The 24,505-nt window shown below is 62.6% G+C and carries 27 protein-coding genes; 18 read left to right on the top strand and 9 right to left on the bottom strand.

Going from position 1 to position 24,505, the window contains the following annotated elements:
- Positions 1-105: 105 nt before the first annotated feature.
- Positions 106-462, bottom strand: coding sequence for a MarR family winged helix-turn-helix transcriptional regulator (locus NDB2M4_RS19070; protein ID WP_083556599.1), 357 nt, complete (start codon positions 460-462; stop codon positions 106-108).
- A 236-nt stretch (positions 463-698) separates the two neighbouring features.
- Here NDB2M4_RS19070 and NDB2M4_RS19065 point away from each other — a divergent pair, with 236 nt between their 5' ends.
- The 3 genes from NDB2M4_RS19065 (at position 699) to NDB2M4_RS19055 (ending at position 3,783) form a co-directional block, all read left to right on the top strand.
- Positions 699-1,652, top strand: coding sequence for a helix-turn-helix domain-containing protein (locus tag NDB2M4_RS19065; RefSeq protein WP_072377903.1), 954 nt, complete (start codon positions 699-701; stop codon positions 1,650-1,652).
- 96 nt (positions 1,653-1,748) lie between these two features.
- Positions 1,749-2,426, top strand: coding sequence for a winged helix-turn-helix domain-containing protein (locus tag NDB2M4_RS19060; RefSeq protein WP_072378345.1), 678 nt, complete (start codon positions 1,749-1,751; stop codon positions 2,424-2,426).
- On the top strand, positions 2,413-3,783 hold the full coding sequence (locus tag NDB2M4_RS19055; protein WP_072377901.1) for a HAMP domain-containing sensor histidine kinase: 1,371 nt from the start codon (positions 2,413-2,415) through the stop codon (positions 3,781-3,783). The genes NDB2M4_RS19060 and NDB2M4_RS19055 overlap by 14 nt, the downstream gene beginning before the upstream one ends.
- A gap of 79 nt (positions 3,784-3,862) precedes the next feature.
- Here the strand turns inward: NDB2M4_RS19055 and NDB2M4_RS20105 are convergent, their stop codons facing one another.
- The 4 genes from NDB2M4_RS20105 to NDB2M4_RS19045 form a co-directional block, all read right to left on the bottom strand.
- Positions 3,863-4,066 (bottom strand): hypothetical protein, encoded by a 204-nt coding sequence (locus NDB2M4_RS20105; protein ID WP_139247383.1) that lies wholly within the window; start codon positions 4,064-4,066, stop codon positions 3,863-3,865.
- Positions 4,067-4,154: 88 nt separating this feature from the next.
- The gene (locus NDB2M4_RS20315; protein ID WP_171988146.1) at positions 4,155-4,319 is read right to left on the bottom strand and encodes a hypothetical protein; all 165 of its coding nucleotides are present in this window, start codon (positions 4,317-4,319) and stop codon (positions 4,155-4,157) included.
- A gap of 234 nt (positions 4,320-4,553) precedes the next feature.
- The gene (locus tag NDB2M4_RS19050) at positions 4,554-5,468 is read right to left on the bottom strand and encodes a lysophospholipid acyltransferase family protein (RefSeq protein ID WP_072377899.1); all 915 of its coding nucleotides are present in this window, start codon (positions 5,466-5,468) and stop codon (positions 4,554-4,556) included.
- Positions 5,469-5,531: 63 nt separating this feature from the next.
- Complete coding sequence (locus NDB2M4_RS19045; protein ID WP_244536233.1) at positions 5,532-6,776, bottom strand: UbiH/UbiF family hydroxylase; 1,245 nt, start codon at positions 6,774-6,776, stop codon at positions 5,532-5,534.
- A gap of 264 nt (positions 6,777-7,040) precedes the next feature.
- Here NDB2M4_RS19045 and NDB2M4_RS19040 point away from each other — a divergent pair, with 264 nt between their 5' ends.
- From NDB2M4_RS19040 to NDB2M4_RS19030, 3 genes are all read left to right on the top strand, one after another.
- Positions 7,041-8,402, top strand: coding sequence for a porin (locus NDB2M4_RS19040; RefSeq protein WP_072377896.1), 1,362 nt, complete (start codon positions 7,041-7,043; stop codon positions 8,400-8,402).
- 294 nt (positions 8,403-8,696) lie between these two features.
- Positions 8,697-9,056, top strand: a complete 360-nt coding sequence (locus NDB2M4_RS19035; RefSeq protein ID WP_072378343.1) for a hypothetical protein — start codon at positions 8,697-8,699, stop codon at positions 9,054-9,056.
- A 102-nt stretch (positions 9,057-9,158) separates the two neighbouring features.
- Positions 9,159-9,782 carry a CDP-alcohol phosphatidyltransferase family protein gene (locus NDB2M4_RS19030; protein WP_139247382.1) on the top strand — a complete coding sequence of 208 codons (624 nt, stop codon included), beginning with the start codon at positions 9,159-9,161 and terminating at the stop codon, positions 9,780-9,782.
- Positions 9,783-9,805: 23 nt separating this feature from the next.
- Here the strand turns inward: NDB2M4_RS19030 and NDB2M4_RS19025 are convergent, their stop codons facing one another.
- Entirely contained in the window at positions 9,806-10,720 is a 915-nt protein-coding gene (locus NDB2M4_RS19025; protein WP_244536232.1) for a LysR family transcriptional regulator, read from the bottom strand.
- Between the two features lie 107 nt (positions 10,721-10,827).
- Between NDB2M4_RS19025 and NDB2M4_RS19020 the strand changes: the two genes are divergently transcribed.
- The 4 genes from NDB2M4_RS19020 (at position 10,828) to NDB2M4_RS19005 (ending at position 13,286) form a co-directional block, all read left to right on the top strand.
- The gene (locus NDB2M4_RS19020; protein ID WP_072377892.1) at positions 10,828-11,529 is read left to right on the top strand and encodes a pirin family protein; all 702 of its coding nucleotides are present in this window, start codon (positions 10,828-10,830) and stop codon (positions 11,527-11,529) included.
- A gap of 74 nt (positions 11,530-11,603) precedes the next feature.
- Positions 11,604-12,203, top strand: coding sequence for an NAD(P)H:quinone oxidoreductase (gene wrbA, locus NDB2M4_RS19015; protein WP_072377890.1), 600 nt, complete (start codon positions 11,604-11,606; stop codon positions 12,201-12,203).
- A gap of 25 nt (positions 12,204-12,228) precedes the next feature.
- Positions 12,229-12,921, top strand: coding sequence for a YoaK family protein (locus NDB2M4_RS19010; protein WP_072377888.1), 693 nt, complete (start codon positions 12,229-12,231; stop codon positions 12,919-12,921).
- A 68-nt stretch (positions 12,922-12,989) separates the two neighbouring features.
- The gene (locus NDB2M4_RS19005; protein ID WP_072377886.1) at positions 12,990-13,286 is read left to right on the top strand and encodes a hypothetical protein; all 297 of its coding nucleotides are present in this window, start codon (positions 12,990-12,992) and stop codon (positions 13,284-13,286) included.
- 101 nt (positions 13,287-13,387) lie between these two features.
- Here the strand turns inward: NDB2M4_RS19005 and NDB2M4_RS19000 are convergent, their stop codons facing one another.
- A complete protein-coding gene (locus NDB2M4_RS19000) occupies positions 13,388-13,618 on the bottom strand; it encodes a hypothetical protein (protein WP_072377884.1) in 231 nt (76 codons plus the stop codon).
- A 653-nt stretch (positions 13,619-14,271) separates the two neighbouring features.
- On the opposite strand from NDB2M4_RS19000, the gene NDB2M4_RS18995 reads away from it, so the two are divergent.
- The 8 genes from NDB2M4_RS18995 (at position 14,272) to NDB2M4_RS18960 (ending at position 23,174) form a co-directional block, all read left to right on the top strand.
- Positions 14,272-16,782, top strand: a complete 2,511-nt coding sequence (locus tag NDB2M4_RS18995) for a TonB-dependent receptor (RefSeq protein ID WP_139247381.1) — start codon at positions 14,272-14,274, stop codon at positions 16,780-16,782.
- A 99-nt stretch (positions 16,783-16,881) separates the two neighbouring features.
- Complete coding sequence (locus NDB2M4_RS18990) at positions 16,882-17,565, top strand: Fe2+-dependent dioxygenase (RefSeq protein ID WP_072377882.1); 684 nt, start codon at positions 16,882-16,884, stop codon at positions 17,563-17,565.
- Positions 17,566-17,569: 4 nt separating this feature from the next.
- A complete protein-coding gene (locus tag NDB2M4_RS18985) occupies positions 17,570-18,379 on the top strand; it encodes a tetratricopeptide repeat protein (protein WP_072377880.1) in 810 nt (269 codons plus the stop codon).
- Positions 18,379-18,990, top strand: coding sequence for a PepSY-associated TM helix domain-containing protein (locus NDB2M4_RS18980; protein ID WP_072377878.1), 612 nt, complete (start codon positions 18,379-18,381; stop codon positions 18,988-18,990). Before NDB2M4_RS18985 ends, NDB2M4_RS18980 begins: the two co-directional genes overlap by 1 nt.
- A 13-nt stretch (positions 18,991-19,003) precedes the next feature.
- Entirely contained in the window at positions 19,004-19,531 is a 528-nt protein-coding gene (locus tag NDB2M4_RS18975) for a DUF2271 domain-containing protein (protein ID WP_072377877.1), read from the top strand.
- Between the two features lie 18 nt (positions 19,532-19,549).
- Positions 19,550-20,530, top strand: a complete 981-nt coding sequence (locus NDB2M4_RS18970) for a DUF4198 domain-containing protein (RefSeq protein ID WP_072377875.1) — start codon at positions 19,550-19,552, stop codon at positions 20,528-20,530.
- Complete coding sequence (locus tag NDB2M4_RS18965; RefSeq protein ID WP_072377873.1) at positions 20,530-21,561, top strand: FAD:protein FMN transferase; 1,032 nt, start codon at positions 20,530-20,532, stop codon at positions 21,559-21,561. The genes NDB2M4_RS18970 and NDB2M4_RS18965 overlap by 1 nt, the downstream gene beginning before the upstream one ends.
- An 8-nt stretch (positions 21,562-21,569) precedes the next feature.
- Complete coding sequence (locus tag NDB2M4_RS18960) at positions 21,570-23,174, top strand: sulfite reductase subunit alpha (RefSeq protein WP_072377871.1); 1,605 nt, start codon at positions 21,570-21,572, stop codon at positions 23,172-23,174.
- Between the two features lie 18 nt (positions 23,175-23,192).
- Here NDB2M4_RS18960 and NDB2M4_RS18955 read toward each other — a convergent pair whose 3' ends face one another.
- Together NDB2M4_RS18955 and exbD are read right to left on the bottom strand one after the other, a co-directional pair.
- Complete coding sequence (locus NDB2M4_RS18955) at positions 23,193-23,969, bottom strand: energy transducer TonB (RefSeq protein ID WP_171988145.1); 777 nt, start codon at positions 23,967-23,969, stop codon at positions 23,193-23,195.
- A 38-nt stretch (positions 23,970-24,007) separates the two neighbouring features.
- Positions 24,008-24,502, bottom strand: a complete 495-nt coding sequence (gene exbD / locus NDB2M4_RS18950; protein ID WP_072377867.1) for a TonB system transport protein ExbD — start codon at positions 24,500-24,502, stop codon at positions 24,008-24,010.
- Positions 24,503-24,505 lie beyond the last annotated feature (3 nt).

Raw genomic sequence — 24,505 nt, 5'->3', positions numbered from 1 at the left:
CTCCGAATGTTGCAGCGCGGCGCACTGTATTTGGCCGCGGGCACGAGTCAACGCCGTCCGCGGAGCGTGCTCAGCTGGGCGCGTGGGAGTTTAGCGATGGCGCGATCAACCCTCGGCGGGTTCGAAGGCAGAGACGATGGTGCGCAGGTTGGCCAGGAACGCCTTTGCCCGGGTGGCGGGGAGGGCTTCAATGAGGGCCGCCTCGATCTGCTGGACAATCGGCTGGGAGGTATCGAGAAGGCGACGGCCGGCGTCAGTTAGAGAGATGGCATAAGCTCGGGCGTCGTGACGGGTGCGACGGCGCTTCAGGAGGCCTTTGCGGGTGAGCAACTGGACCACCTGCGACACTGTGGACCGATCGATGCCGGTGGCGTTGATGATGTCCTGCTGGCTCAGGCCGTCGTTCAATGCGGCCGCGCGGAGCACGGTATATTGGGTGGTTGTGACGTCGAGTCCGGCCATGTGCTCCTGAAAGAGATCGCTGGCGCATTGCTGGACACGGTGGAGCAGATGAAGGGTGGAGGAGTTCACGGATATGCAACCATGGCGGGTGTTGTGGGCCTGACGGCTCAGAATGGGTTGTTGTAGGAGGAACCCAAAGGTCGGTAGACTGATTAAACTCCAATTCGTCGGGCCGTGCTTGACCGAGGCGGCACAATCGATTGACCAGCTGGGCACTCGCCGGCACGGATAGCATAATGGATATCGAATTCACGACGGAAAATCTGGACGACCGGGACAGAATTCCGTTTTGGGTCGACGTAGCGTCTCAAGCTTTCTACAGCCACGAATTCGAGACCTCAGGCAGTAGCTTCGAAGGGCGGCTGACATCAGGGGTGGTCGATAACATCGCGTTGACGCGGTGCGACTGCGGTCCTTGCGTAGTTACGCGCACGCGGTCGGACACATTGCGCGACGACCTCGACAACTACATCTTCTCTATCCGTCTGCAGGGGCGCTCGGCGCTGAGGCAGGACGACCGGACGATCATGTTGGAGCCGGGATCGGTGATCCTGCACAACGTGTGCAAGCCGCTCAAGATCGAGTTTTTGGAGCAGACAAGCTCGCTCCACGTGAGCGTCGGGCGTGAACTCATCCGTTCGCGCGTCGGTGACCTCGACGCAATGCAAGTGCTTTCACGCGGCGCCCCAACGACGGGGCTGGCTGTCGACTTCATCCTTTCGTTGGCCGAGCGGGTGGCAGGGGTGGACGAGACGCTGCATCCGCGGATCGCAAATCACGTCATCGATCTGATTTCGATGGCGGTTGGGGCTGACGGCTACAAGAGGGAGATCAGCGCACCGCGGGAGCTTGCGCTACGACGCCTCAAGTCCGAGATAGAGAAGTGCCTCGCCGATCCCAACCTGAAGCCGGCGCGAGCTGCTGGCCTCGCCGGCATGAGCGTGCGCTATGCCAATATGCTGCTGGCCGAAGAGGGGCTGTCGCTCGAGCGGTTCATCGTACAGCGCCGGCTTGAGCGGTGCCGGCAAGCCCTCGCCGACCCGCATCAGTCGCGGCGGATGATCGGCGACATCGCCTTTGCCTGGGGCTTTTCGGATCACTCGCACTTCACGCGGCGATTCCGGGCGGCCTTTGGGATGACGCCGGCGGAGTACAGGGCGCAGCACGGCCTCGCCAAAGCGCGGGCGTGAGGCTGTGATCCTTGAAAAGCTTACGTTTCGGTAATGTAATAGAAAGCTCGTCGCAATGCCTGCAGCTTACAGTGCCTGCAGCGCGGGATGATCTACATGCGAATTCTTGTCGTCGAAGACGATAACGACACCTCGAACTACATCTCCCAAGGTTTTTGCGAGGAGGGTCATGTCGTCGAGACCCTTACGGATGGGCGCGACGGGCTCACTCAGGCGATGGGTGAGGCTTACGATGTGCTTGTTGTCGATCGCATGCTTCCGGGTCTCGACGGGCTTTCCTTGGTGCGCGCGCTGCGCGCCGTTGGCAACAAGGTGCCGGTCATCTTTCTGACTTCGCTGGGAGGTGTCGACGACCGGGTGGACGGTCTGAACGTCGGCGGCGACGACTATCTGGTGAAGCCGTTTGCCTTCTCTGAGCTGCTCGCGCGGGTCAATGCGCTCGCTCGGCGCCCGCACCTCAAAGATACCGATACCGTGCTGCGCGTCGGCGATCTCGAAATGGACCTGATCGCGCGCAGCGTGACGCGGGCCGGCGATACGATCGAGCTGCAGCCGCGCGAATTCCGGCTGCTGGAAGTGTTGATGCGCAACAAGGGCCGCGTGCTGACGCGGACCATGCTTCTGGAACGCGTGTGGAGCTTCCATTTCGAGCCGCGCACCAGCGTCGTCGAAACGCACATTTCACGCCTGCGCACGAAGATCGACCGGCCTTATGGCAGCGAGTTGATTCACACGGTGCGCGGCTCCGGCTACACGATGCATGATCAGCCATGACGTTCTGAAGCGTACGCCGGTACGTCTGGCGGCGGCGTTTGCGAGCTTGTTTGCGCTCACAGTCGTGGCGCTGGTGGGCGTGCTCTACATCACGCTGGTTTCCGAACTCGATAACTCGATCCGCCAGCATGTCGAAGAGATCACCGACACCTTGACGGCCATCGACCGCCAGCAAGGGTTCAAGGATCTTACAGCGGTTGTGGCAGAAGAAGCGGAGTCGGTGCGTGACTTCGACAGCATCTTCCTGTTGCGAGCGGACGATGGCAGCTTCGAAGCCGGCAACGTGCGCAACGTTGCGCTTTTCGAGGGCTGGGGTGAGCTCGATCGCGCGTGGCTGCCTATGGTGGCCAGCAAAGGTAATCCCGACGACCGCTTTTTCGCCAAGTGGACACGGGTCTCGAAGGGGCATCTGTTGGTCGGCGGAAGCGACCGGGAAATTCGCGAGGTGCGGCGAATTTTGTTACACGGCCTGGGGTGGGGGCTGCTGACGACGATGCTGCTGGCTATCGGCTCGGCCGTCTATCTGGCGCGGCGTGCGCAACAAAAGATCGCCGTGTTTGCTACGACGCTATCCAAGGTGAGCAAGGGACAGATTTCCGAGCGGGTGCCGGTCACCGAGTCGCACGACGATCTCGATCATGTCGCGACGCAGATCAACGCGACGCTGGCACACCTGCAGAAGCTGATCGAGAACGTCAATCAGGCGTCTTCCGATATCGCGCATGACTTGAAGAAGCCGATTGGTCGCTTGCGCCGGAGGCTTGAGCTGGCGCTTCGCAGCGAGGATACGAAAGCGTTCAGAGGTCAGGTGGAGGAATCTCTCGGGGAGCTGGATTCCATCGTCGAGACATTCGAGGCGCTGTTGCGCATCACGCAGCTCGAGGCGGGCGCGCGGCGATCTCGCTTCGGCCCGATCGATCTTGGGAATGTGCTGGCCGACGTGGCCGACATTTACGAGCCGGTGGTCGAGGAGGCAGGTGGGCGTCTCGTCAATCACGTAGGGCTGGAGCAGAATTGCAGCGTTACGGGAGATCGGGAGCTGCTGACGCAGTTGTTCGTGAACCTCATCGAGAATGCGGTCCGACATTCTCCGCCCGGAACGCAGATCGACGTGTCGATGAAGGAGCAGGGCGAAAAGCTGATTGCTGTTGTCGCCGACAATGGGCCGGGTATCCCCGCCCATGAGCGAGATAACGTCTTCCGGCGGCTTTATCGCCTAGAGCGCGAGCGCACGACGTCCGGCAGCGGGCTCGGTCTTAGTCTTGTGGCGGCAATTGCCGAGTTGCACGGAGCCGCCGTGACGTTGAGCGACAATCATCCCGGACTGCGCGTAGAAGTGTCGTTTCCGCGCTCGTAGATGCCTGCTTAAAAAGGGGTGCAGTGCACGAGGCACTGCACCAGGCGGAGCGTCGGAGGAGCTTAGACCGATGCTTTGATTACCAACGGCAGTACCGGCGGTGGTGGTGCCACCAGCAGCGGCGATGATGATGCCATCGCCAAGCGGCCTTGGTGACGACTGACTGATGAGCCTCGGCCGGAACGGCCGCATGCAGGCCGACAACGGAAGCCTGACTGGAAACGGGAGCAAGCGTAAGCAACATGGCGCTGGCGATGATCGACAGCGGAATGGAATATCTCATCTGCGATGGTCTCCTGGGCGTAGCAACCGGCAATTGGCGGCGAGAAGAATAGGCGCGACGAGCGTGGGGTCTCGCCGCGCCTGATGCATCACTTCTTCACGCACTTGCTGGTGGCGTCGTCCCATTTCATCGTCGACACCTTCTCACAGTCGGCTTTGTTCTTCGGGGCGCTCTTGGCCATGGCAATGGTCGGAGCAACTGCGCCAACGGCGATGGCGGAAAGAATGGCGGCCGTCATCAGCTTCTTGGACATTTCAAACTCTCCATATCTTTGCTTGGGGGTGCTTCATGATCACCCGTGCGGGAAGCTGCTCCGCGATCCTTGCCGGCGTCTGGCCCGGCAAATAACTTTTTGTAAGGAGGCGATGGGCTGCTTTCGCGTGCATTTGACGCCAATTCGCCGCAATGGCGCGCAGCGAGAGAGTTCGCTTATCGAACAGCAATCAACGCAAGTGCGGAGAGTTGGCGCTATCAACCGTCTAGGAGGTCAGCTCCAGCGGCGATTGCTCCACATCCATTGCTCTGGTGCGTCGCGAATCCAGTCTTCGAACTGCTGCTGCATGTGGACCATGGCCCAGCGTATGTCTTCGGCCTGATTGTTGGTGCGCGGAACGCGTAGTTCTTTGAGCTCGATCTGAAAGCGGCTCTCTTTGCCGATGCGCTTACAGCGCGACAACCAGATGCGTGCGCCAACCCTGCGGGCGATCATCGCGCCGATGGCTTGCGTCTTTGCATCCCGGCCGAAGAAGGGCACGGGCATGCCGGTGCGATCGTAGAGATCGCACACGAGGCCGAGACGTCCGCCACGGCGGACGAAGTCCATGATCGCGCGTGCGGTGCGCTGATCATCACCATGGTCGCCGACGTTTCCGCGTCCGAACAGGCCAGCGGGATAGAGATCCTTGCGCTGCGTGCGAATGTAGTTGTCGACGTAAGGATTGGTGACGGAGCGGTAGACGGCAGCGGGGTTCGCGCCAGCCCAAGTGAAGGGAAGGATGGCCAGTTCCCAATTGCCCATGTGCAAACTGATTCCGACAGCGGGGCCGAGCTTGTCCTTGTAGCGCGTGAAGATGTTCTGACTGACGATGTCGATGCGCTCGGGCTCCTTGAGGAAGCGATCGATGCGCATCGTTTCCACCATGACGCGGCCGAGGTTTTCCCAATGCGCCAGCGCGATCTCGCGGCGTTCCTCTTCGCTCTTCTCCGGGAAGGCGATGGCGAGGTTGGCGAGGGCGCGATTGTGACGCTTGGGATTGATGATGGGCGCGAGGCGACGCCAGAACCAAGCAGACACGCCGGTTGCCAGTCCGAGGGGCAGCGCACGGAAGATGCCGGCGACGAAGCGCAGGACGGCGTACTCCAGGCGGTATCTCAGATCGCGGATGCGGTCTTCGGTGATCATCGTAGCTGGGAATTCCCGAGTTCTAGCGCCGGTATTGGCTCTTGCCGGGGCCGGTGGGGTTCGTCAAGGCGCCAGCGGGGCGTCTGCGGCGGCAGGCTGCATTAGCCGCGGGGCGACAAACGAAGGGCTGAGACCCTCGCGTATGGCCAAGCGCCGCAATGGGCCAACCGATCTGAGCGTATGCAACCCGAGACCACGCAGCGCCTGAATAGGGGCTGCCTGGGCGAGGAGCGTGCGGTTCAGCAGGTCGATGGACCAAACACGCGAGGCGATATCGGGTCGGCGCATGCGATCGTAGGCGGCAAGGACCGTTGGCGCGCCGATATCGTTGCCGACGGCCAAAGCGTCGGCGACGCAGTCCGCGAGGCAGGCGGCGTCACGCAGGCCTAGGTTGAGGCCCTGGGCCCCGATGGGCGGGATGACGTGGACCGCTTCTCCGACCAGGGCAATCCGGTGCTGGGCGGAGGGGGAGGCGGACAATCCGGTCAGTGGGAAGGTGGCGCGGGGCCCGATGTCGCCAACTGATCCCAGCAGGCCCTGGAGGCCGGCTTCGAGGGCAGACCGGAACGCGGCTTCGTCGAGCGCAGCGAGGCGGGCGGCTTCATCAGGGCGTTCAACCCAGACGAGACTGGATGTCGACCCGGGCGATGGCACAACCGTGAACGGGCCAGCCGGGCGATGAAACTCCGTAGAGATCCCGTTGTGCGGGCGCTGGTGGGAGAACGTGCAGGCGATGGCGCTTTGCTCGTAGCTCCAGGTACGAGCCTGGATGCCGGCCGCCTGACGGCATAGGGAGTTGCGGCCATCGGCGCCGACGATGAGCGTTGCCGCGATGGTCTGGCCGTCAGCGAGACGAACCTCAACGCCATTCTCGGACGGGATGACGCCAGTGACACTGGCGTCGACGATATCGAGTGTGGGGATGGCTTTGGCGGCTTCCCGCAGCGCGTCGGTCAGGGCGCTGTTGGCAATATTGTAGCCGAAGCGCGTGCGTCCGACTTCTGCGGCGGTGAACGTCACCTCGGGGGCGCGCAGCCACGATCCCATGGCATCGATGATGCGGATGCCCACGATCGGCTCGCCCAAACTGCAGCACGTCTCCCCGAGACCGAGGTTTTCCAGCAGCGTGACGGAGCCTGCAAAAAGCGCCGCCGTGCGCGTATCGCGCCGTGCGGACGGGGCGCCGATCGCGGTAACGGGGAGCCCAAGGCGCGCCAAGGCGCAGGCCGCAGCCAGTCCGGCAGGTCCGGTTCCGATGACCGCAATGGCGTTGGACGCGGCGAGTTTCATGACAACCCCTTGCTGCATTCTTGGGCACCCTGACCGGAAATCACTAGCATCTTCAAGGCTTGCGTGGCGATGACGTGACTCGCGTTTGTCACAAACTGTCACATGTGTATTTGCGATTTACGGGCGTGGAATCACTCGCGTATTCGTTGCACCAGCGAGGCCCAGCCGGCGAGTAAGCGGCGGCGACGGCTAAGCGGCGTGGTCGCGTGAATGCGTTTGAGTTGAGTGCAGTTGCGTCGATCGAAGGCCGAGTTGAGGCGTACCTTCGTGGGAGTTGCGTATATGTTCGGGGGAGTAACTAAGGCGGGGTGGGCAACCATCCTCGCGACGGGCGGCTTGATGCTGGGATCCAGCATTTCCGCTCAGGCAGCTGATCTGGGCGGCGATTGCTGCGCTGATCTGGAAGAGCGCGTTGCCGAGCTCGAGGCGACGACGGCCCGCAAGGGCAACCGGAAGGTTTCGCTCAGCGTCTACGGCAAGATCAATCAGGCCGTGATGTTCTGGGATGACGGCCAGGAGCAGAATGCTTACGTCGTGACCAACGATGCGTCGCGTTCGCGCTTCGGCTTCAAGGGCGGCGCCAAGATCAACGGCGATCTGTCGGCCAGCTTCAAGCTCGAAATCGGCGTTCGCTCGGCGAACTCCAAGCGTAACAACCAGTTCGACGCCATCAACGAGGATGAGTCGGGCTTCGATATCCGCCACGCCTGGTGGAACATCAAGAGCAAGAAGTACGGCACGATCCAGGTCGGCCACACCCCGACGGCTTCGCAGGAGATCACCGAGATCAACCTCGCGGGTACGAGTGATGTCGGCAAGTACTCGGACGTTGAAGACAGCGGCGGCGGCTTCTTCCTGCGTGCCGAGGGTGCCTCGACGTTTGCCAGCGGCCTGCAGTGGCGCCGCCTGATCGCTCGCACGGGCGCAGCTCCCGGTGAAGGCGATCGCCGTGAAGCAGTTCTTTATGAAAGCCCGGAATTTGCTGGCTTCAGCGCCTCGGCTGCTTGGGGTGGCGACGACTTCTGGGACGTCGGCCTGCGGTATGAGGGCGAGTTCGGTTCGATCAAGGTCGAGGCGGGCGTCGCTTACACCGAAATCACGGATCGCGTGGACGACAGTGCTACGCACGGCTGCCCTGCGCGTGACGCAGCATATTCCGACGCAACTTGCAGCATGTTCGGTGGCTCTATCTCGATCCTCGACACCAAGTCGGGTCTCTACGGCAACTTCGGTGCTGGCGAGATGAAGGACGACCTTGCAAACGTCGTGATGCCTGGCGTCGACAACTCCTACAAGTTCTGGGCGGTCGAGGCCGGCATCCAGCGCAAGTGGAACGAGCTCGGCAAGACCACCGTGTTCGGCCAGTACTACTCGTACAACGGCGGCGGCATCACCCAGAGCGTGAGCGGTTCGGATCCGATCAACAGCTTCGGCGGTTCCGCCAAGATTGCCAGCAGCGATGTCGATATGTGGGGCGTCGGTGTGATGCAGAAGATCGATGCGGCGGACATGAAGCTCTATGCCCTCTACCGCCACTACGAGTTCGGTCTCGACCTCTATGAGACCGGCACCGGCAACATCCAGGCATCGAACCCGCTCGACGACTACCAGGTCCTGATGACGGGCGCCGTGATCAACTTCTAAGTAACACTACGACTGACCTACGCAACTCGAGAGAGCCGCTCTGCCGGGCGGCTCTCTTTGCGTTTCGTGCCGGATTTTCGGGCGAATCTGGGGTTTGCTGGGGGCGAAAAGTGGGTAAACGCAGCTCACGGTGGATCAGTCTATTGTTGGTGCGGTTCTGCCACATGGCGCCAGGAACACACTCACTGGGACAATTGTTTACTGCGGCTTAACTCGGGGCAAAACATCCTTGTCATGGTGGGGCCGACGAAGCATTTTCCAACCGAGGCACTTTTTCACGTTGTGGGGTTTGCGATGAGCAACCGGGTCGTAGTAGCGCTGGCGTTGGTCGCGGCACTTGTTGCCGGCCACGGCGCGTTCGCGTTCCAGGAGCAGAAAGGCGCTACCCCAGTTCCAGCTGAGGCCGCTCCTGCTCCGGCAGATGCTGCGCCGGCTGACAGCAAGGCGGGCCTGAGCGATGAGGTGACGCCTAAGGCCGAGACGGGGACGGAGATCCGTATCCCTGGCTTGGGTCGTTTGGGCGTCCTGCCGAAGATGGACTTCGGGCTGGAGCTGCTCTATGGCGCGGCTGATGGTGCCGCGAGCCGCCAGCAGGAAGCGCCCAATCCGGAAGATGATTTGACTGTGCGCGGATCCGTCAAACACCGGTTCTGATGCCATCCTGGGGGGACGACGGGCGTGCTTCCCCTGCGCTTTAGCGACTTTGCGGCTGCGGCCGTTCATCTGTTTACGGCGTTGGGCGCGGTTTGCGCACTGATGGCTACCTTGGCGCTGATCGATGGTGCCTGGGAGCGAATGTTCATCTGGCTCGGGGTGGCGCTGGTCATCGACGCGGTGGACGGGACGTTCGCGCGGATGGTGAGGGTTGATCAGCGACTGCCGCGATTCTCCGGCGAGCGGCTCGATCTCGTTATCGACTATGTCACCTACGTCTTTGTGCCGGCGCTGGCGATGATCCGCGGCGGGTTTCTCGTTGGCACCAGCGGCTTGGTGATCGCCTCGCTGATCCTCGTCTCATCGCTGTACCACTTCTCGGATCTGGCGAGCAAAGGCGAGGACTATACGTTCATCGGTTTCCCGGCGATCTGGAACGTCGTGGCGCTGTACCTGTTCGCGCTCGCCCCGCCGCTGTGGTTCAACTACGCGGCTCTGCTCGTGTGCATCTTCTTCACCTTCATCCCGATCCGCTGGGTGCATCCGGTGCGCGTCGCCAAGCTTCGTGTCGTAACGCTGGTCGTGACCACGCTGTGGTCGATTGCGGCCATTGCGGCAGTCGCCTTTGGCTTTCCCTCGCCATTCTGGGTACAGGCGGTTCTGGTCGCTGCGGCGCTGTACTTCGTTGCCATGACCGTAGAGCTGTCGGTGCGCGCGCACTTCTAAGCAGGCGCACCGCGTGCGCGGCTCTAGAAGCCGTCCCAGCTTGGGGCCTCGCCGAAGCGGGTGGTGAGAAAATCAATGAAAAGGCGGGTCTTCGCGGCCAGATAACGGTTTGGCGCGTAGAGCGCGAAAATGCCGAGGCTCGGCGGCGGGTAATCAGGCAGAACAAGTTGCAGGCGTCCCGAGGCGATGTCGGGGCCAACCAGGAATGTCGGCAGGTTGGCAATGCCGTTGCCGGCGCGCGCGGCGGCGCGAAGGACTTCGCCGTTGTTCGAGCAAAGGGCGGAGATGTAGTTCACCGATATCACGGTAGCGCCATGGGTGAGCTGCCAGCGGCTATTGGCGGCCATGTGTCCGTAGGCGAGACAGCGGTGGTTTGCCAAGTCCTTCGGCTCAGCCGGAGCGCCGTGCTCCTCGATGTATTCGGGTGATGCAACCAGAGCCAGGCGTGCAGGCGCGAGGCGGCGCGCGATCAGGCTGGAATCGCTCAGCGTGCCGATGCGCACAGTGACGTCGACGCCCTCCTCCAACGGGTCGATGAAGCGATCATTGAGCAGCAGCTCGATGCGCAGCTCCGGATAGCGGCGCATGAATTCGGCGACGGCTTCTCCGAGATACAGGATGCCAAAGGACATGGGCGCGTTGATCTTGAGGATACCGCGCGGCTCGTCGTGCAATCGTGAGATCTGCAGCTCGGTTTCTTCAACGTCGGCGAGGATCGCGGTGGTGCGCTCGTAGTAGGCGAGCCCGGCTTCGGTCGGCGTGACGCGACGGGTGGTGCGGTCGAGTAATCGGGCCCCGAGAAGCTGCTCCAGTTCCATGACGGCCTTGCTCACGGCGGAACGCGTCAGTCCGAGGCGGCGGGCGGCCTCGGCATAGCTGCCGGCGGCAACCACCTTGGCGAAGGCATTCATGGCTTCGAGCTTGTCCATTGTTGCCATAATGGAACCAGACAGGTTCAAACTCAATGAATTGTGGTTTCGTTGGGGACGGTCAATATCAGGGCCAACGGACCGGTTGGGTCCCATCATGAAAACGGAGGTCCACCATGTTGACCCTACGCAGAGCAGAGGAGCGCGGACGCGCCAACTTCGGCTGGCTCGACAGCCGCCATAGCTTCTCCTTCGGGCACTACTTCGATCCCAAGCACATGGGCTTCGGGCCGCTGCGCGTGATCAACGATGATCGCGTCACCGGCGGTGGCGGTTTCCCGGCCCATCCGCACGCGGACATGGAGATCATCTCGTATGTCCTCGAAGGGGGCCTGGAGCACAAGGACAGCCTCGGCACGGGTTCGGTGGTGCGGCCCGGCGACGTGCAGCGCATGAGCGCGGGCACGGGCGTGCGCCATAGCGAGTTCAACGCCTCGAAGTCGGAGCCGGTGCACTTCCTGCAGATCTGGATTCTGCCGGAGCGCAAAGGTCTGGAGCCGAGCTATGAGCAGAAGACGTTCTCAGATGCCGACAAGCGCGGCAAGCTTCGGCTCATCGGCTCTCGCAATGGCCGCGATGGCTCGGTGACGATCCATCAGGACGTTGATCTCTATGCGACCGTGCTCGGTGACGGGGACAAGGTGGAGCACGAGCTGAAGCAGGGACGCGTCGGCTGGGTGCAGGTGGCACGCGGCACGGCAACTCTCAACGGCGAGCAGCTTTATCCGGGTGATGGCGTTGCCGTGGAAGATGCGGGCAAGCTGGAAATCGTTGGCAGCTCGGAAGCTGAGGTTCTCGTGTTCGATATGACGCCTTAACGCGCCGCAAGGCCGGCCGGCTTGATGCTGGCCGGCCGTTTTTTTGTCGTGAAGATCAACCCGGAGACGAGCAGATGACGAAGGTTCTTGTTCTCTACTATTCGAGCTACGGCCATATCGAGAAGATGGCTGCAGCAGTTGCTGATGGCGCGCGTGAAGCGGGGGCTGAAGCCGTCGTCAAGCGCGTCCCGGAACTGGTGCCTGAAGAGGTCGCCAAGAGTTCTGGATTCAAGCTCGACCAGGCTGCGCCGATTGCCGATGTCGCTGAACTCGCTGATTACGATGCAATCATCATCGGCACGCCGACGCGGTTCGGAAACATGGCCGCGCAAATGAAGAATTTCCTCGATCAGACCGGAGGTCTCTGGGCACAGGGCAAGCTGATCGGGAAGGTGGGCGGTGTATTCACATCGTCCGCGACCCAGCATGGCGGCCAGGAGAGCACGATCCTGACGACGCAGGTCGTGCTGCTGCATCAGGGCATGGTTGTCGTCGGGCTACCGTACTCGTTCCAGGGACAGATGGGCGTCAATGAGGTCACTGGTGGCTCGCCCTATGGCGCTTCAACGATTGCCGGCGGAGACGGCTCGCGTCAGCCGAGCGACAACGAGCTCGCTGGCGCGCGGTTCCAGGGCCGGCATATCGCTGAGATTGCTGCGAAGCTGTCACGCTAAGCTAAGCAGGTGGGCGGAGGCTTTAATGACGCAAGCGGTGTTGGAGGCGCGGCCGGCCGGCCGCGCCATCCTTTCGACCTCGGCGCTCGCATTCGTGGCGGGCTTCGTCGATGTGGTGGGGTTCGTTGCGCTGTTCGGGTTGTTCACCGCCCACGTGACGGGCAACTTCGTCGTCCTGGGATCGGAGATCGTTCATGCGCAGGCGGGCCTGTTCGCCAAGGTGCTGGCGTTGCCGATGTTTGCGCTCGTCGTTGGGGTGGTGCGTCTGGTCGTTCTCTATCATGAGCAGCGCTCCTGGCGGCCGGCCCGTACGCTGCTCATCGCGGAAACGGTGATCCTGATCGGCTTCATGCTGGGCGGCGCCGCGATTGTTCCAGTTAACGATCCCGACGCATGGAGCCCAGTGCTGGTCGGCATGACGGGCGTAGCGGCAATGGCGGTGCAGAACGCTGCCGGGCGGCTGGTATTCTCGGCACATGCTCCGACGACGATCATGACGGGCAACACCACTCAGGTGGTTATCGACCTCATCGACATGAACCGTGGCCCGGCGGACCTGCGAGCGAAAGCACGCCAGCGCATTTCGATGATGCTGCCGAGCATTCTTGCGTTCGCTGTGGGAGCGGTGGCAGGTGCCTACGGCTACATGTACTTCTCATTCTGGTGCCTGCTGGCGCCGGTGGCCGGGCTCGTGGCCGCGACTGTTCTCAGCGAGTAGCGGTTGGTGATAACGACTGCACTTCTTCTTGGTTTGGGTGATGTCCTGAGCTGCCTAGTGTCGGGCACATGCAGCAGAACATTATTCAGGCCGCGACCCCATCCGAACCTCGTGCCTGGCACCGCAGCTTCTTCACGGATCGCGCAGGACAAGTCTACCGCGTGTCGTTCCGCATCGGCGAGCAGGCTACCTGGGACCATCGGATGCATGGGCTCGACGGTCGCGAGCTAGCGGTGGCCGAGCTTTCACTGTCCTCGTTCCATCACTGGTTTATCCAAGTCTCATGTGATGCTGCGGTGGGCGCAAAGCGCATCTCGTTCGGTGCACCCGCCGAAGTGCATCAGGACATGGATATGGCGTGCTGAATTAAGCCTTGGCCGCAAGCAAAAACCCCGCGCCAAAGCTTGGCGCGGGGTTTTTTGTCGTTCAGGGGAGCGACGGAGTGCCGAAGCACTCCGCCTCCTGATCAAGCATACTCGAGTTCAGGGCGGCGCGCTTTGCGCGTGGCGCCGGAGCGTTGACCTGCGTGGTCGAGAGCTGCGCGGTGAGCTGCTTGTGCCGTAGCGAACTTCTTGCCGTCGAGCGCACGGTAGTCGCTGAGGGCGGAGTGAAACTGGAATGCAGCTTCGCCGGATTCGCGCACGACGATGCCGACGGCGTCACTTCCAATTTCGATGATGTAGGCCTGTGAAGTCATGAGTTCACTTTGCGCCGGGTAGGTTCCGGCACTCCCTTAGGGTGCTTTGATGACGATTTTGTGGGGTGAGGTGGCTATGCCACCGTCAGCATCAGCAACACATGCAACAGCAGCAGCGCGCACAGGAGCGGGCCGGTGTCGAAGGGGCGAGGTTTGAAAGCACAAAGCTTACCATGGTTCTTCTCCTTGGAGCCGAAGCTGTGCGTAGAAACACAGCACCTTAGCGTTTGGTTTCGCGGCGCAATCCTGCTCTGCAAATCACCGCGGTCGTTGGCGACGGCACATACATGGGGTCGGTGAGCGGCCGGGTCAAATAAGAAGAAGCGGATTTCTTATTAGGGGCGGCTGAGTGGGGGCGCGAGATGCGCCGAGAGGGCTCTCGACAGCAACTGGCTTAGAACCGTTCTCAAGAAAGCGGCCCGTAAACCCTGGAAGAGTCGCAGGAATACAACGTCGGCCCACGGATGAGCGAATCTGGATGGGGAGCGTCAAGTTTGTTTGTTGACTAGCTTGGTATGGTATTAATAATTGCCTCAAGAGGCAGGCCCGCGCCAGCGAGGCGAAAGCGTTAGTCCCAGAGCGGCCGCTCTCCAGTCAGTTACTGAATTGCCTATCCGCGTAAGTGTATTGCGTCCTTTGGGGGGCTTAGAGTCGTGTCAAAGAGTAGAGTGCCCGCCGGCGTTTCGCCGGTAGGGAAGGCGTCCGATCGCCTTAATGTATCGCGCATCTCAGTTGGTCTCGCCTCAGTGGTGGCTGCCAGCACCGCAGGTTTCAGCGCCCGCGCTCAAGAGCAGGCGCCGAACCCGGCCCAGACGGAACTGCCTCCGCTGGAAGTGACCACGCAGAAGGCAGAACCGAAAAAGGCAAAGGCCAAGAAGAAGGCGGCATCCAGCACCGCCGTCTCGCCGGCGCCGCAGGGCCCGGCAGCGGAAGCGGCGGCCGCGCCGCAGACGCCGAGCGAGCAGCTCGGCCTCACACCGCCCAGCGGAAATACGAACCAGTCGGGTACGGGTCTTGGCCGCCTTCCCGGGACGCTGCAGGACATGCCGCAGACGGTCAATGTCGTGCCGCAGAAGATCATCCAAGAGCAGAAGATATCGACGATTGATCAGGCGCTGCGTGCGGTGCCTGGCGTCACGGTCGCGATCGGTGAGGGCGGCGGTGGTCTCAACGGCGACCAGTTCCGCATCCGCGGTCTGCAGGCAAAAGGCGACATCTACGTCGATGGCTTGCGCGATTTCGGCGTCTATGTACGCGATGCGTTCGCAACCGAGCAGGTCGAAGTGTTCAAGGGGCCGTCTTCGGAAAGCTTCGGCCAGGGTACCGGCGGTGGCGTTATCAACCTCAGCCAGAAGACCGCGCATCTTGGTGATGCCGGCTCCGTCGAAGTTACTGTCGGAAACGGGCCATACGCGCGCACCGTGATCGACATCAACAAGCAGATCAATGCCACGACGGCCGCGCGCGCCGTTGCGATGTACCACGATCAGGATCTCGTAGACCGCGATCACAACTTCTCCAACCGGTGGGGCTTCCTCGGCTCGGTTGCGTTTGGCCTTGGCACCGACACGTCGCTCTCGGTGAATTACCTGCACCAGGAGGGTGATCGGACGCCGGACTACGGCGTGCCCATCCTGGCGCGCTCGGGAACTGCGACAAAGGCAAACCCCGGCACGCCTGTTACTGAATGGCTTGTCCCGAAATCGACGTACTACGGAAAGTCAGTCGATCACGATGAGACGCAGACAGACATTCTCACGGCGCGGTTCAAGTCGAAGCTGAACCAGGAAGTGTCGGTGTTCAGCGATACGCGGCTTGCGTTCTACAGCCGCGATTTTGCGAGCGGTCCGGCGGAATGCGGTACCACTGTCGTTGCCGGCTACGCGTGCGCAACGCAGTTTGCGAGCGGTGACTACGAGCATGCCACGATCAACTACGGCGGCGGCAATCCCGGCTATGAGCAGGATACGTGGGGCGCTCAGAACATCACCGGCGTGAACGCCAACTTCAATGCAGGCGGCTTCAAGCATGAAGCGGTTGCCGGCGTCGACGTCTACTATCAGTCGAACGAGCGCAGAACGTGGTTCGTCAACGGCACGAAGCAGCCGGGCACGTTCGGTTCGGACGTCGCGACAATCGTCAATCCGGTCTATGAGAACGTGACCGGATATACTCTCTATCACGACGACAGCCTGAACAACGGCCGACGCGAATCCGATGCGACCAGCTTCGCAGTGTTTGCATCCGACCGGCTATGGCTCACGAAGGAAGTGTCGTTGCTTGGCGGCATTCGCTGGGACCATTACGAAGCAGACTTCGGCTATCAGTGCGTGACTGGCGGCACGACAACGTGTACCGGCGGCGACGGCTGGAAGGAGCTGTCGAGCACGACCGAGTTCTGGAGCCCCAAGCTCAGCGTTATCTGGGAGCCGACGGCGAACCAGAACTACTACGTGTCTTGGGCACGTGCGTTCTCACCGACCGGCGGGTTCATCTCCAACGAAGTGAATTCGATCGGCACCGCCGCGGGACAGAGCGCGCTCGATCCGGAAGTGAGCGAAACGTGGGAAGCGGGCGTGAAGTACACGCTGCTTGGCGGACGTCTTGGTCTGACGGCGGCGGCGTTCCACATCATGAAGGACAATGCCAGGTACACGGACTCGGGTGGCGACTCGATTCCGAGCAGCGAAATTCAGCGCGTACAGGGTATCGAACTCGGCATCAGCGGCCAGTTGACCAAGGCGTGGTCGATGCAGGCTGCGTACGCCTACCTCGACAGCGAGATCCTTTCCAACGGCCCGCCCAACCGGAATGGTGTGGTGACACAGACGGTGGGCAACCGGGTGCAGCAAACGCCTGAGAACACTTTCTCGCTGTGGACCACTTACGATCTGTCGACTGCGTTCTATACCGGGCCGGGCAAACTGCTCGTCGGCGGCGGTGTGACCTATGCCGATGGCTACTTCACAAACAGTGCGAACACTTACTGGATCCCGCATCAGCTGACGTTCGACGGGCTGGTCTCGTACGAGATCGACTCGTGGAGGCTGGCGCTGAACGGTCTCAATCTGACGGATGAGCTGTACTACGTGGAGAGCCAGAACAATCGCGCGACGGTCGCACCGGGACGCACGGTGCTGTTCACCGTGGCGAAGACTTTTTGAGCGGCGCAACTTCCGTTCGCCGTAGTACTGCGACGACCTCGGCAGGAGGGCAAATGCCCTCCTGCCCCTTTTGCTTGAGTAGCGATAAAGAGAGCTGCAATGCTGGTTGCCATTCCTGATCTGTTGACGGTCGAAGAGGTGCGAGAAGTACGTCGCATTCTCGAAGCGTCGGCATGGGTGGACGGCAAGGCGACTGCCGGCGAGCAGGCGGCTGTGGCAAAGAAGAACTTGCAGATCGCCGAAGGCTCACCGGCAGCGATGCAGGCGGGCGACATCATCTTGCGTGCGCTCGGCCGCAATCCGATTTTTCATTCGGCGGCTCTGCCGCTACGCGTGCTGCCGCCGATGTTCAATCGCTATGACGTGGGCATGACCTTCGGTGCGCATGTGGATGGCTCGATCCGCACCATTCCCGGCGCAAACATGCGTATGCGTGCCGACGTTTCGTCTACGTTGTTTCTGAGCGCACCGGAGGAATACGACGGAGGCGAGTTGGTTATTTCCGACACCTACGGCGAGCAGCGGGTGAAGTTGCCCGCCGGGCACCTCGTTGTCTATCCGTCGACGAGCCTGCATGCGGTCACTCCAATCACGCGCGGAAGCAGGTGGTGCTCATTCTTCTGGACCCAGTCCATGGTGCGGGACGACGGTCAGCGGGCGATGCTTTATGACCTCGATGTCGCTATCCGGGAGATCCGGGCGGAATTGCCGGACGACAAGCGCGCGGTCGTGGCGATCACGAGCCATTATCACAACCTTTTGCGGCGTTGGGCAGAGCTGTGAATCGATGAGCGCGCGAAACATCTACTTCCCCATCCTGATGCAGCAGACGCCGGAAGAGTTCGGCGAGCGCTTGGCGAGCAACCCGGAGTACGCTAGCCGCTGGGCGCGTGAAGCGGCAGTGAATGGCAATCCGGAAGGGCAGCTCGCTTGGGGGCAGATGCTTTTGAACGGCTATGGCACGACGCGCGATATGGAGGCGGCGTTCCGTTGGTTTTCGCAGGCCGCCCGCGCGGGGCTTGCCAATGCGTTCAATATGGTCGGGCGATGCCATGAGCGGGGGTGGGGCGTGCCGATTGACGCCGCGGCGGCCGTTGCCTGGTATCGACGGGCTGCCGACAAGGGCCACGCCTGGGCGCAATACAACCTTGGTTGCCAGTATTTGCATGGCAGCGGGGTCGCGCAGGATTATGCGCAGGCTCTCTCTTTGTTCGTGCGTTCGGCGCGTCAGGGCAACGAAAAGGCGATGAACAAGCTCGGCCGCTTCCGCGAGGAAGGCTGGCATTGTCGCGCGAAACTTGCCGCTGCGAAGCGTTGGTATGCGCGAGCGGCAGCGCGCGGATGCTTCCGCGGGCAGTTCCATACCGGTCGCCTGATGATGAACGAAGGGAATGTCGAGGGCGCCGTGCAGTTCCTTTCCGCATCGTGCAACAACGCGCCGCTGCCGTTTTGTCGTGAAGTCGGGACGATGCTGAGCCAGCATCCCAATCAGCGGCTCGCGAGCATTGGACGCGAGGCACTGGCGCGGGCCGATCAGCTCGTGCCGGCAACCGTCGCGGCCATGGCCGCCACTGCACTCATTACTCGTGCCGACTGATGTCTGATCTTGGAACACGCGCGTTCTGGCTAAGGCACCTCCACCGCTGGCATTGGATCAGCGCGGCGGTGAGCCTCGTCGGTATGGTGCTGTTTGCGGCGACCGGCATCACGCTCAATCATGCCGGCAGCATCGAAGCCAAGCCGCAGGTGACGACGCGCACGGGGCAGCTGCCATCGGCGATGCTTGCTGAGCTTGCGGGCGGACAGAAAGATGCCCCGGTGCCGAATGAGGTGCGTGATTGGGTGGCGTCCAATATCGGCGTGTCGATCGATGGTCAGAAGGTCGAATGGCAAAAGGACGAGGTTTATATCTCGCTGCCGCGGCCGGGCGGGGATGCTTGGCTGACGATTGATCGTGCGAGCGGTGACGTCGAGTATGAGCTTACCGATCGCGGCTGGATCTCGTATCTGAACGACCTGCACAAGGGGCGCAATGCAGGCTTGTTGTGGAGCCTTTTCATCGATGCGTTCGCCGGGGTGTGTCTGATTTTCTGCATCACCGGATTTTTCTTGCTGCAGTTCCATTCGGCGCGACGGCCCGCGACGTGGCCGACCGTTGGGCTGGGTGTCGTCATCCCCGTCGTGCTCATTCTCCTGTTCGTGCACTAATAGAGGTCAACTGATGCGCAAGCTCCTAACCCTGGGCATTTCCGGCATAATTGCGGGGCCGGCTTTGTCTGGGCCGTCGCTCGCGGCGGAAATGAAAGTCAGCATCGAGGTCCCCAAGCTCGATGTCGCCGAGTACCACCGCCCGTACGTCGCAGCGTGGATCGAGAAGCCCGATGGTTCCGTCGCGGCAAATCTGAGCGTCTGGTACGACGTCAAGGCCGAGAACAAGAAGGGCAACAAGTGGCTGAAGGACCTGCGCCAGTGGTGGCGCCGGGCTGGCCGCGAATTGGACATGCCCGTCGACGGACTGTCGAGTGCAACGCGTCCGGTGGGCAAGCATCCGATCGATCTATCCTCGTCCGCGCCTGCGCTCGCCGAGTTGCAGGCCGGTGACTACGAGCTGGTGGTGGAAGCCGCGCGCGAGGTTGGCGGGCGTGAACTGCTGCGTATCCCATTCAAATGGCCGGCTGCCGCTGCCTTCTCGGGCTCCGCCCAGGGGAAGGAAGAGCTCGGTGAAGTCGCCCTCGAAATCAAACCTTAGCCGAACAGGAATGCCGCCATGAAGACGTCTCTCAAATGGATGGTGCTGCCGTTCTGCGTATGCCTTGCGGTGCCTGCGTCCGCGCACCGGGCGTGGCTGCTGCCATCGACCACCATTCTGTCCGACACCGGTTCGTGGATCACGGTCGATGCGGCCGTGTCGGATACTCTCTTCTATTTCGATCACAACGCCATGCGCCTCGAGGGCGTCGGCAGCGATGGCCCGCGCGGGGAACGTGGCGAACGTGGTCCGCGTGGCGCGGATGGTCCGCCTCCAGGAGGTCCTGGCGGTCCGCCAGGTCCGCGGGCTGAAGGGCCCGGCGGTCCTCCTGGCCAAGGTCCTGGACCCGGCGGTCCGCGCCGGCAGATGCCACGCCAGGAGATAGCCATCATCGCGCCGGATGGGTCGAGCGTGAAACCTGAGAATGGCTCCGTCGGCCGGTTTCGCAGCACCTTCGATATTCCCATCGACAAAGCGGGCACATACAAGCTCGCCGTCGTGGGCGATGGTCTCAGTGCAAGCTACATGCTCAAGGGAGAGCGCAAGCGCTGGCGTGGAACCGCCGAGAGCTACAAGAGCGAAATTCCGGCTGACGCGACCGACGTGAAGGTGACGCAGCAGCAGCGGCGGCTGGAAACGTTCGTCACTGCGGGCAAGCCGTCGAAGGAAGTCTTCAAACCGACGGGCAAAGGATTGGAGCTCGATCCCGTAACGCATCCCAATGATCTGTTCGCGGGTGAAGCGGCAAAGTTCCGTCTGCTCATCGACGGAAAGCCGGCTGCAGGTGCGCGGGTGACTGTCGTTCCCGGTGGCATCCGCTATCGCGACTCGATCAACGAGATCAAAGCGACGAGCGGCGATGACGGCATCGTCTCCATCACTTGGCCGGAGCCGGGCATGTACTGGATGGAAGCTGTGGTCGAGGACGACAAGGCCGAAGTGCCGAACGCCAAGCGGCGGGCGAGCTATTCGGCGACGCTCGAGGTGATGAAGCCTTGATGCAGGACGGGGCTCCAGCGCGACGCGTTGCGGTGCCGCTGCGGATTTCGCAGCGCGCGGCGACAGCTCGCGCCGGGGCCTCGGTCAAGACGCTCTGTGGCGAGACCATGGGGACGCGGTGGAGCGTTCGGTTGGTCGTGGCCGAGAGCCAGGACCTTGCGTCTCTAGATGCGGAGATCGCGTCGGCACTCGATGGCGTCATCGCAGAGATGAGCACGTGGGAGCCGGGGTCCGCGATCAGCCGGTTCAACGATGCGCCCGGTGGTACGTGGCACGTGCTGCCGGCGAATTTCTATCGCGTGCTGGAATATGCGCTAGCGGTTGCGCGCGACACTGAAGGCGCTTTCGATCCGACGGTGGGCCGGCTGGTTGCGCTGTGGGGCTTCGGCGTGGGCGCCCGGGGGCAGGGCGTGCCGACGCCCGATGATCTTTCAGCGGCACGCGCCGATTGCGGATGGTCGCGCATAGAGCTGGACAAAGGGCGGCGGGCTGCACTGCAACCGGGTGGCGTGCGCCTGGATCTTTCATCCGTGGCGAAGGGCTTTGCCGTCGATCGGGTGGCTGCCGTCGTGCGCGAGTCGGGGGTCGAGAGCTTCCTCGTCGAGATCGGCGGTGAGTTGCGCGGCGAAGGCGTGAAGCCGGATGGGATGCCGTGGTGGGTGGCGCTCGAGCGGCCGCGCGGATCGGTTTCAGGCCCGGCGCCGATCGCCGACATCGTGGTTGTGCTGAACGGGCTGTCGGTCGCGACGTCGGGCAGTGCCGAGCACTTCTACACGATCGACGGCAGGACGTTCTCGCACACGATCGATCCGCGCACAGGGATGCCGGTTGCGCACGATCTCGTTTCGGTGAGCGTACTGCATCGCGAGTGCATGCACGCGGACGCGCTGGCAACAGCGCTCAGCGTCCTGGGGCCCGACGAGGGCATGGCGCATGCGTTGCGGCTCGGCCTTGCAGCACGGTTTGTGAGCACAGCGTCCGGCGGTTACCGCGAGCGTCTGACGCCGCAGCTTGCTGCGATGCTGGCGTGAGGACTGGCGTGCGCAGACTTCTGGCCGCTGTAGCCTTTTTCGCGACATGGTCGTCTGGGGCGCACGCGTGGACAGTGGATGGCATCACGGCCGATCCTCAGCGTCTGGTCGCTGCTATCGGCGTGGTTCTGTTTTACGTTGCGGCCTCGGTGCTGCTGTCGATGCGCCACGCTGCAAGGAAGCGCGTCGCGGAGGGGCTTTCCGCGACCGACGGTGCCGCAGGCTCTGTGCTCGTCGCCTATGCAAGTCAGACCGGATATGCCGAGCAGATCGCCAACAGCACGCTGCGTGCTTTATCGGTGGCCAACGTGCCTTCGCGGATGGTCTCGTTTGCAGATCTCGACGACGATGTTTTGCGCAAGGCGGAAATCGCGCTGTTCGTCGTGTCGACGACAGGTGAAGGGGACCCGCCCGATCCTGCGGTGCGTTTCGTGCGTTCGGTGATGCGTTCGCCGGTGGTGGCGCCAGGCTTGCGGTATGGGGTGCTGGCGCTGGGCGATCGCAGCTTCACGCGCTTCTGCGCGTTCGGGGACGCAGTCGATAGGTGGCTGGCAGAACGGAATGCGACGCGGATGTTCGATGCCATTCGCGTCAACAACGGTGATCCTGACACGCTGGCGCTGTGGTGGCAGCGCGTCGGTGAGCTTACCGGGTCGAAAGTCGATGCCGAGCCGGCGGCAGCGACGAGCGCGTGGACGCTGGCCGCACGCACGGTGGCGAACCCGAACAATCCCGAGCACGCGGCATGCCACGTAACGTTGCGGCCGCAGGGTGCTGCGCAGGTTTGGGAGGCGGGTGACGTTGCCGTCATCGAAGTACGCAACGATCCTGCGGAGGTTGCTTCGCTGCTGGAGAAGCTTGGGTTCGAAGGGACGCTGCAACTTGAATCGGGTGGTCGCGTGCTCGCGTTATCCGAGCACCTGATGATGCGCGAGCTTCCGCAATCCGATGCGGAGATAGTTGCGCTAGCGCGGATGTCTCCCGCGCTCCTGCTGAAGTCGCTGAAGCTGCTGCGGCCGCGCGAATACTCGATTGCGTCGCTGCCGGAAGACGGTGGGATCGAGTTGCTCGTCCGCCAGGCGCGGCGTCCGAATGGGCGGCTGGGCGTCGGCTCGGGATGGCTGACGCAGTATGCGGGCGTCGGCGATACCGTCGCGCTCAGCATCCGGGCGAATTCCGCGTTCCATGCGCCGCCAGCCGACAGGCCGCTGATTCTGATTGGCAATGGGACGGGCATCGCAGGCTTGCGCGCGCATATCAAGGCGCGAGCGGAGGCTGGCGCCACCCGCAACTGGCTGTTCTTCGGGGAGCGCACCGCTGCCGGTGATTTTTTCTATCGCGACGACATTGCCAAGTGGCGCGTGGCGCGGGTTCTGGAGCGTTGCGATTTCGCGTTTTCGCGCGATGGCGAGCAGCGCAGTTACGTTCAGGACTGTGTGCGGCGACGGGCCTATGATGTGCGGGCTTGGATTGCCGATGGCGCTGCCATCTATGTGTGCGGGAGCCTGCAAGGAATGTCGGGTGCCGTAAACGATGTGCTCGGCGAGATCGTCGGCGCGCAAGTCTTGCAAGAGCTGGTCGAGACAGGCCGCTACCGGCGCGACGTCTATTAGACGAGCTTCCGGTTGCGATCAGCGCTTGATGCGGAACTGGATCGGCAGCGAGAAGCTGAACGACAGTTCAGCCATGTCGGACGGGGGGCGCGGGAAGGGGCTAGCGCGGCTCAGCACTTCGATCGCCTCTTGATCGAGTAGCGACGATCCGGAGCTCTTCTCCAGGTGCGTGGCGATGACTTTCCCGGAGCGGTCGATCGAGAACGACACGCTGGCAACGCCTTCCTCGCCGTTTTTGCGGGCGTCGTGCGGATATTTCTTGTGCTTGTTGAGATGCAGGGCGACCGACTTTTGCCAGCTCAGAGTGGCTTCGGACGGCTTGCTGGAGATGCCTTGCTTGGGCGCGACCGGCTTTTCGGCGGGCGGTGCTTCGACGGGCGGCGGAGCGCTCGTCTCCTGCGAGGCAACGGAGGCGACGGGGATTGCCTTCTGTTCGGGGCGCGGGTCCTCCTCGGCCTTCTCCTCCTCGACTTCCTCGACTGGCTTGGCCTTGTCGATCACGACCTCCGGGTTGGGCGCCAGTGGGGCCTCCTTGACCTCGGGCATCTCGATTTCGGACTTTTCCTTCACCTCCTCGGTCGGCGCGACTGCGGCCGCGGCCTCCTCGGCGCGCATGCCGATGGCGAGGTTGAGCTTCTCGGCCGGTGGCGCCATGGCGATGGGTGCGAGTTCGAGCAGGAACGCGCCTTCGGTCTCGTCGGTCGTTTCTTCCTCGGGCCAACTCACGAGGGCGAGCGCGCCAGCGGCGGCGTGCATCGAGAGCATCAGCGCGCCGGCGATGATCCAGCGACGCATGCGTGGGCCCGATCCCTCTAGGAGTTCGAGGTGTGCGCTCATGGCGTTGCGGTGTTGCCTGACGATGCTGGCGGTGGAGACGGAACTGCCGCGGGTGCGGCGGGCGCGCCGGCAGGAGCGGGCGGGCCCTCGAGGCCGACGAGCGCAACCTTCAGATAGCCGGCTGCGCGCAGGGTATCCATCAGCCGCATCAGTTCGGCGTAGGGCACAGTTTTGTCAGCGCGTAAGAACAGCCGCTTGTTGCGGTCGGAGCTCGTCTTAGCGTCGAGCGCAGGGCCGAGGTTGGTCCACAAAACCATGTCGTTGCCGACGGCAAGTGACAGGTCGGATTTCAGCGTGACGAACAGGGGTTTATCGGGCTTGGCGCTGGGCTTGGCGGCCGACACGGGAAGCTCGACGGGCACGTCGACCGTCGAGAGCGGCGCGACCACCATGAAGATGATGAGGAGCACGAGCATCACGTCGATGAACGGGGTGACGTTGATCTCGTGCGACTCCGAGAGATCGTCGCCGTCCTGGAGCTTGCCGGCCATGGG

It is taken from the genome of Hyphomicrobium sp. NDB2Meth4, assembly GCF_900117445.1.
Lineage (GTDB): Bacteria > Pseudomonadota > Alphaproteobacteria > Rhizobiales > Hyphomicrobiaceae > Hyphomicrobium_A.
The sequence above is the reverse complement of the archived record's forward strand: the minus strand, read 5'-3'. Positions and strand labels throughout refer to the sequence as shown.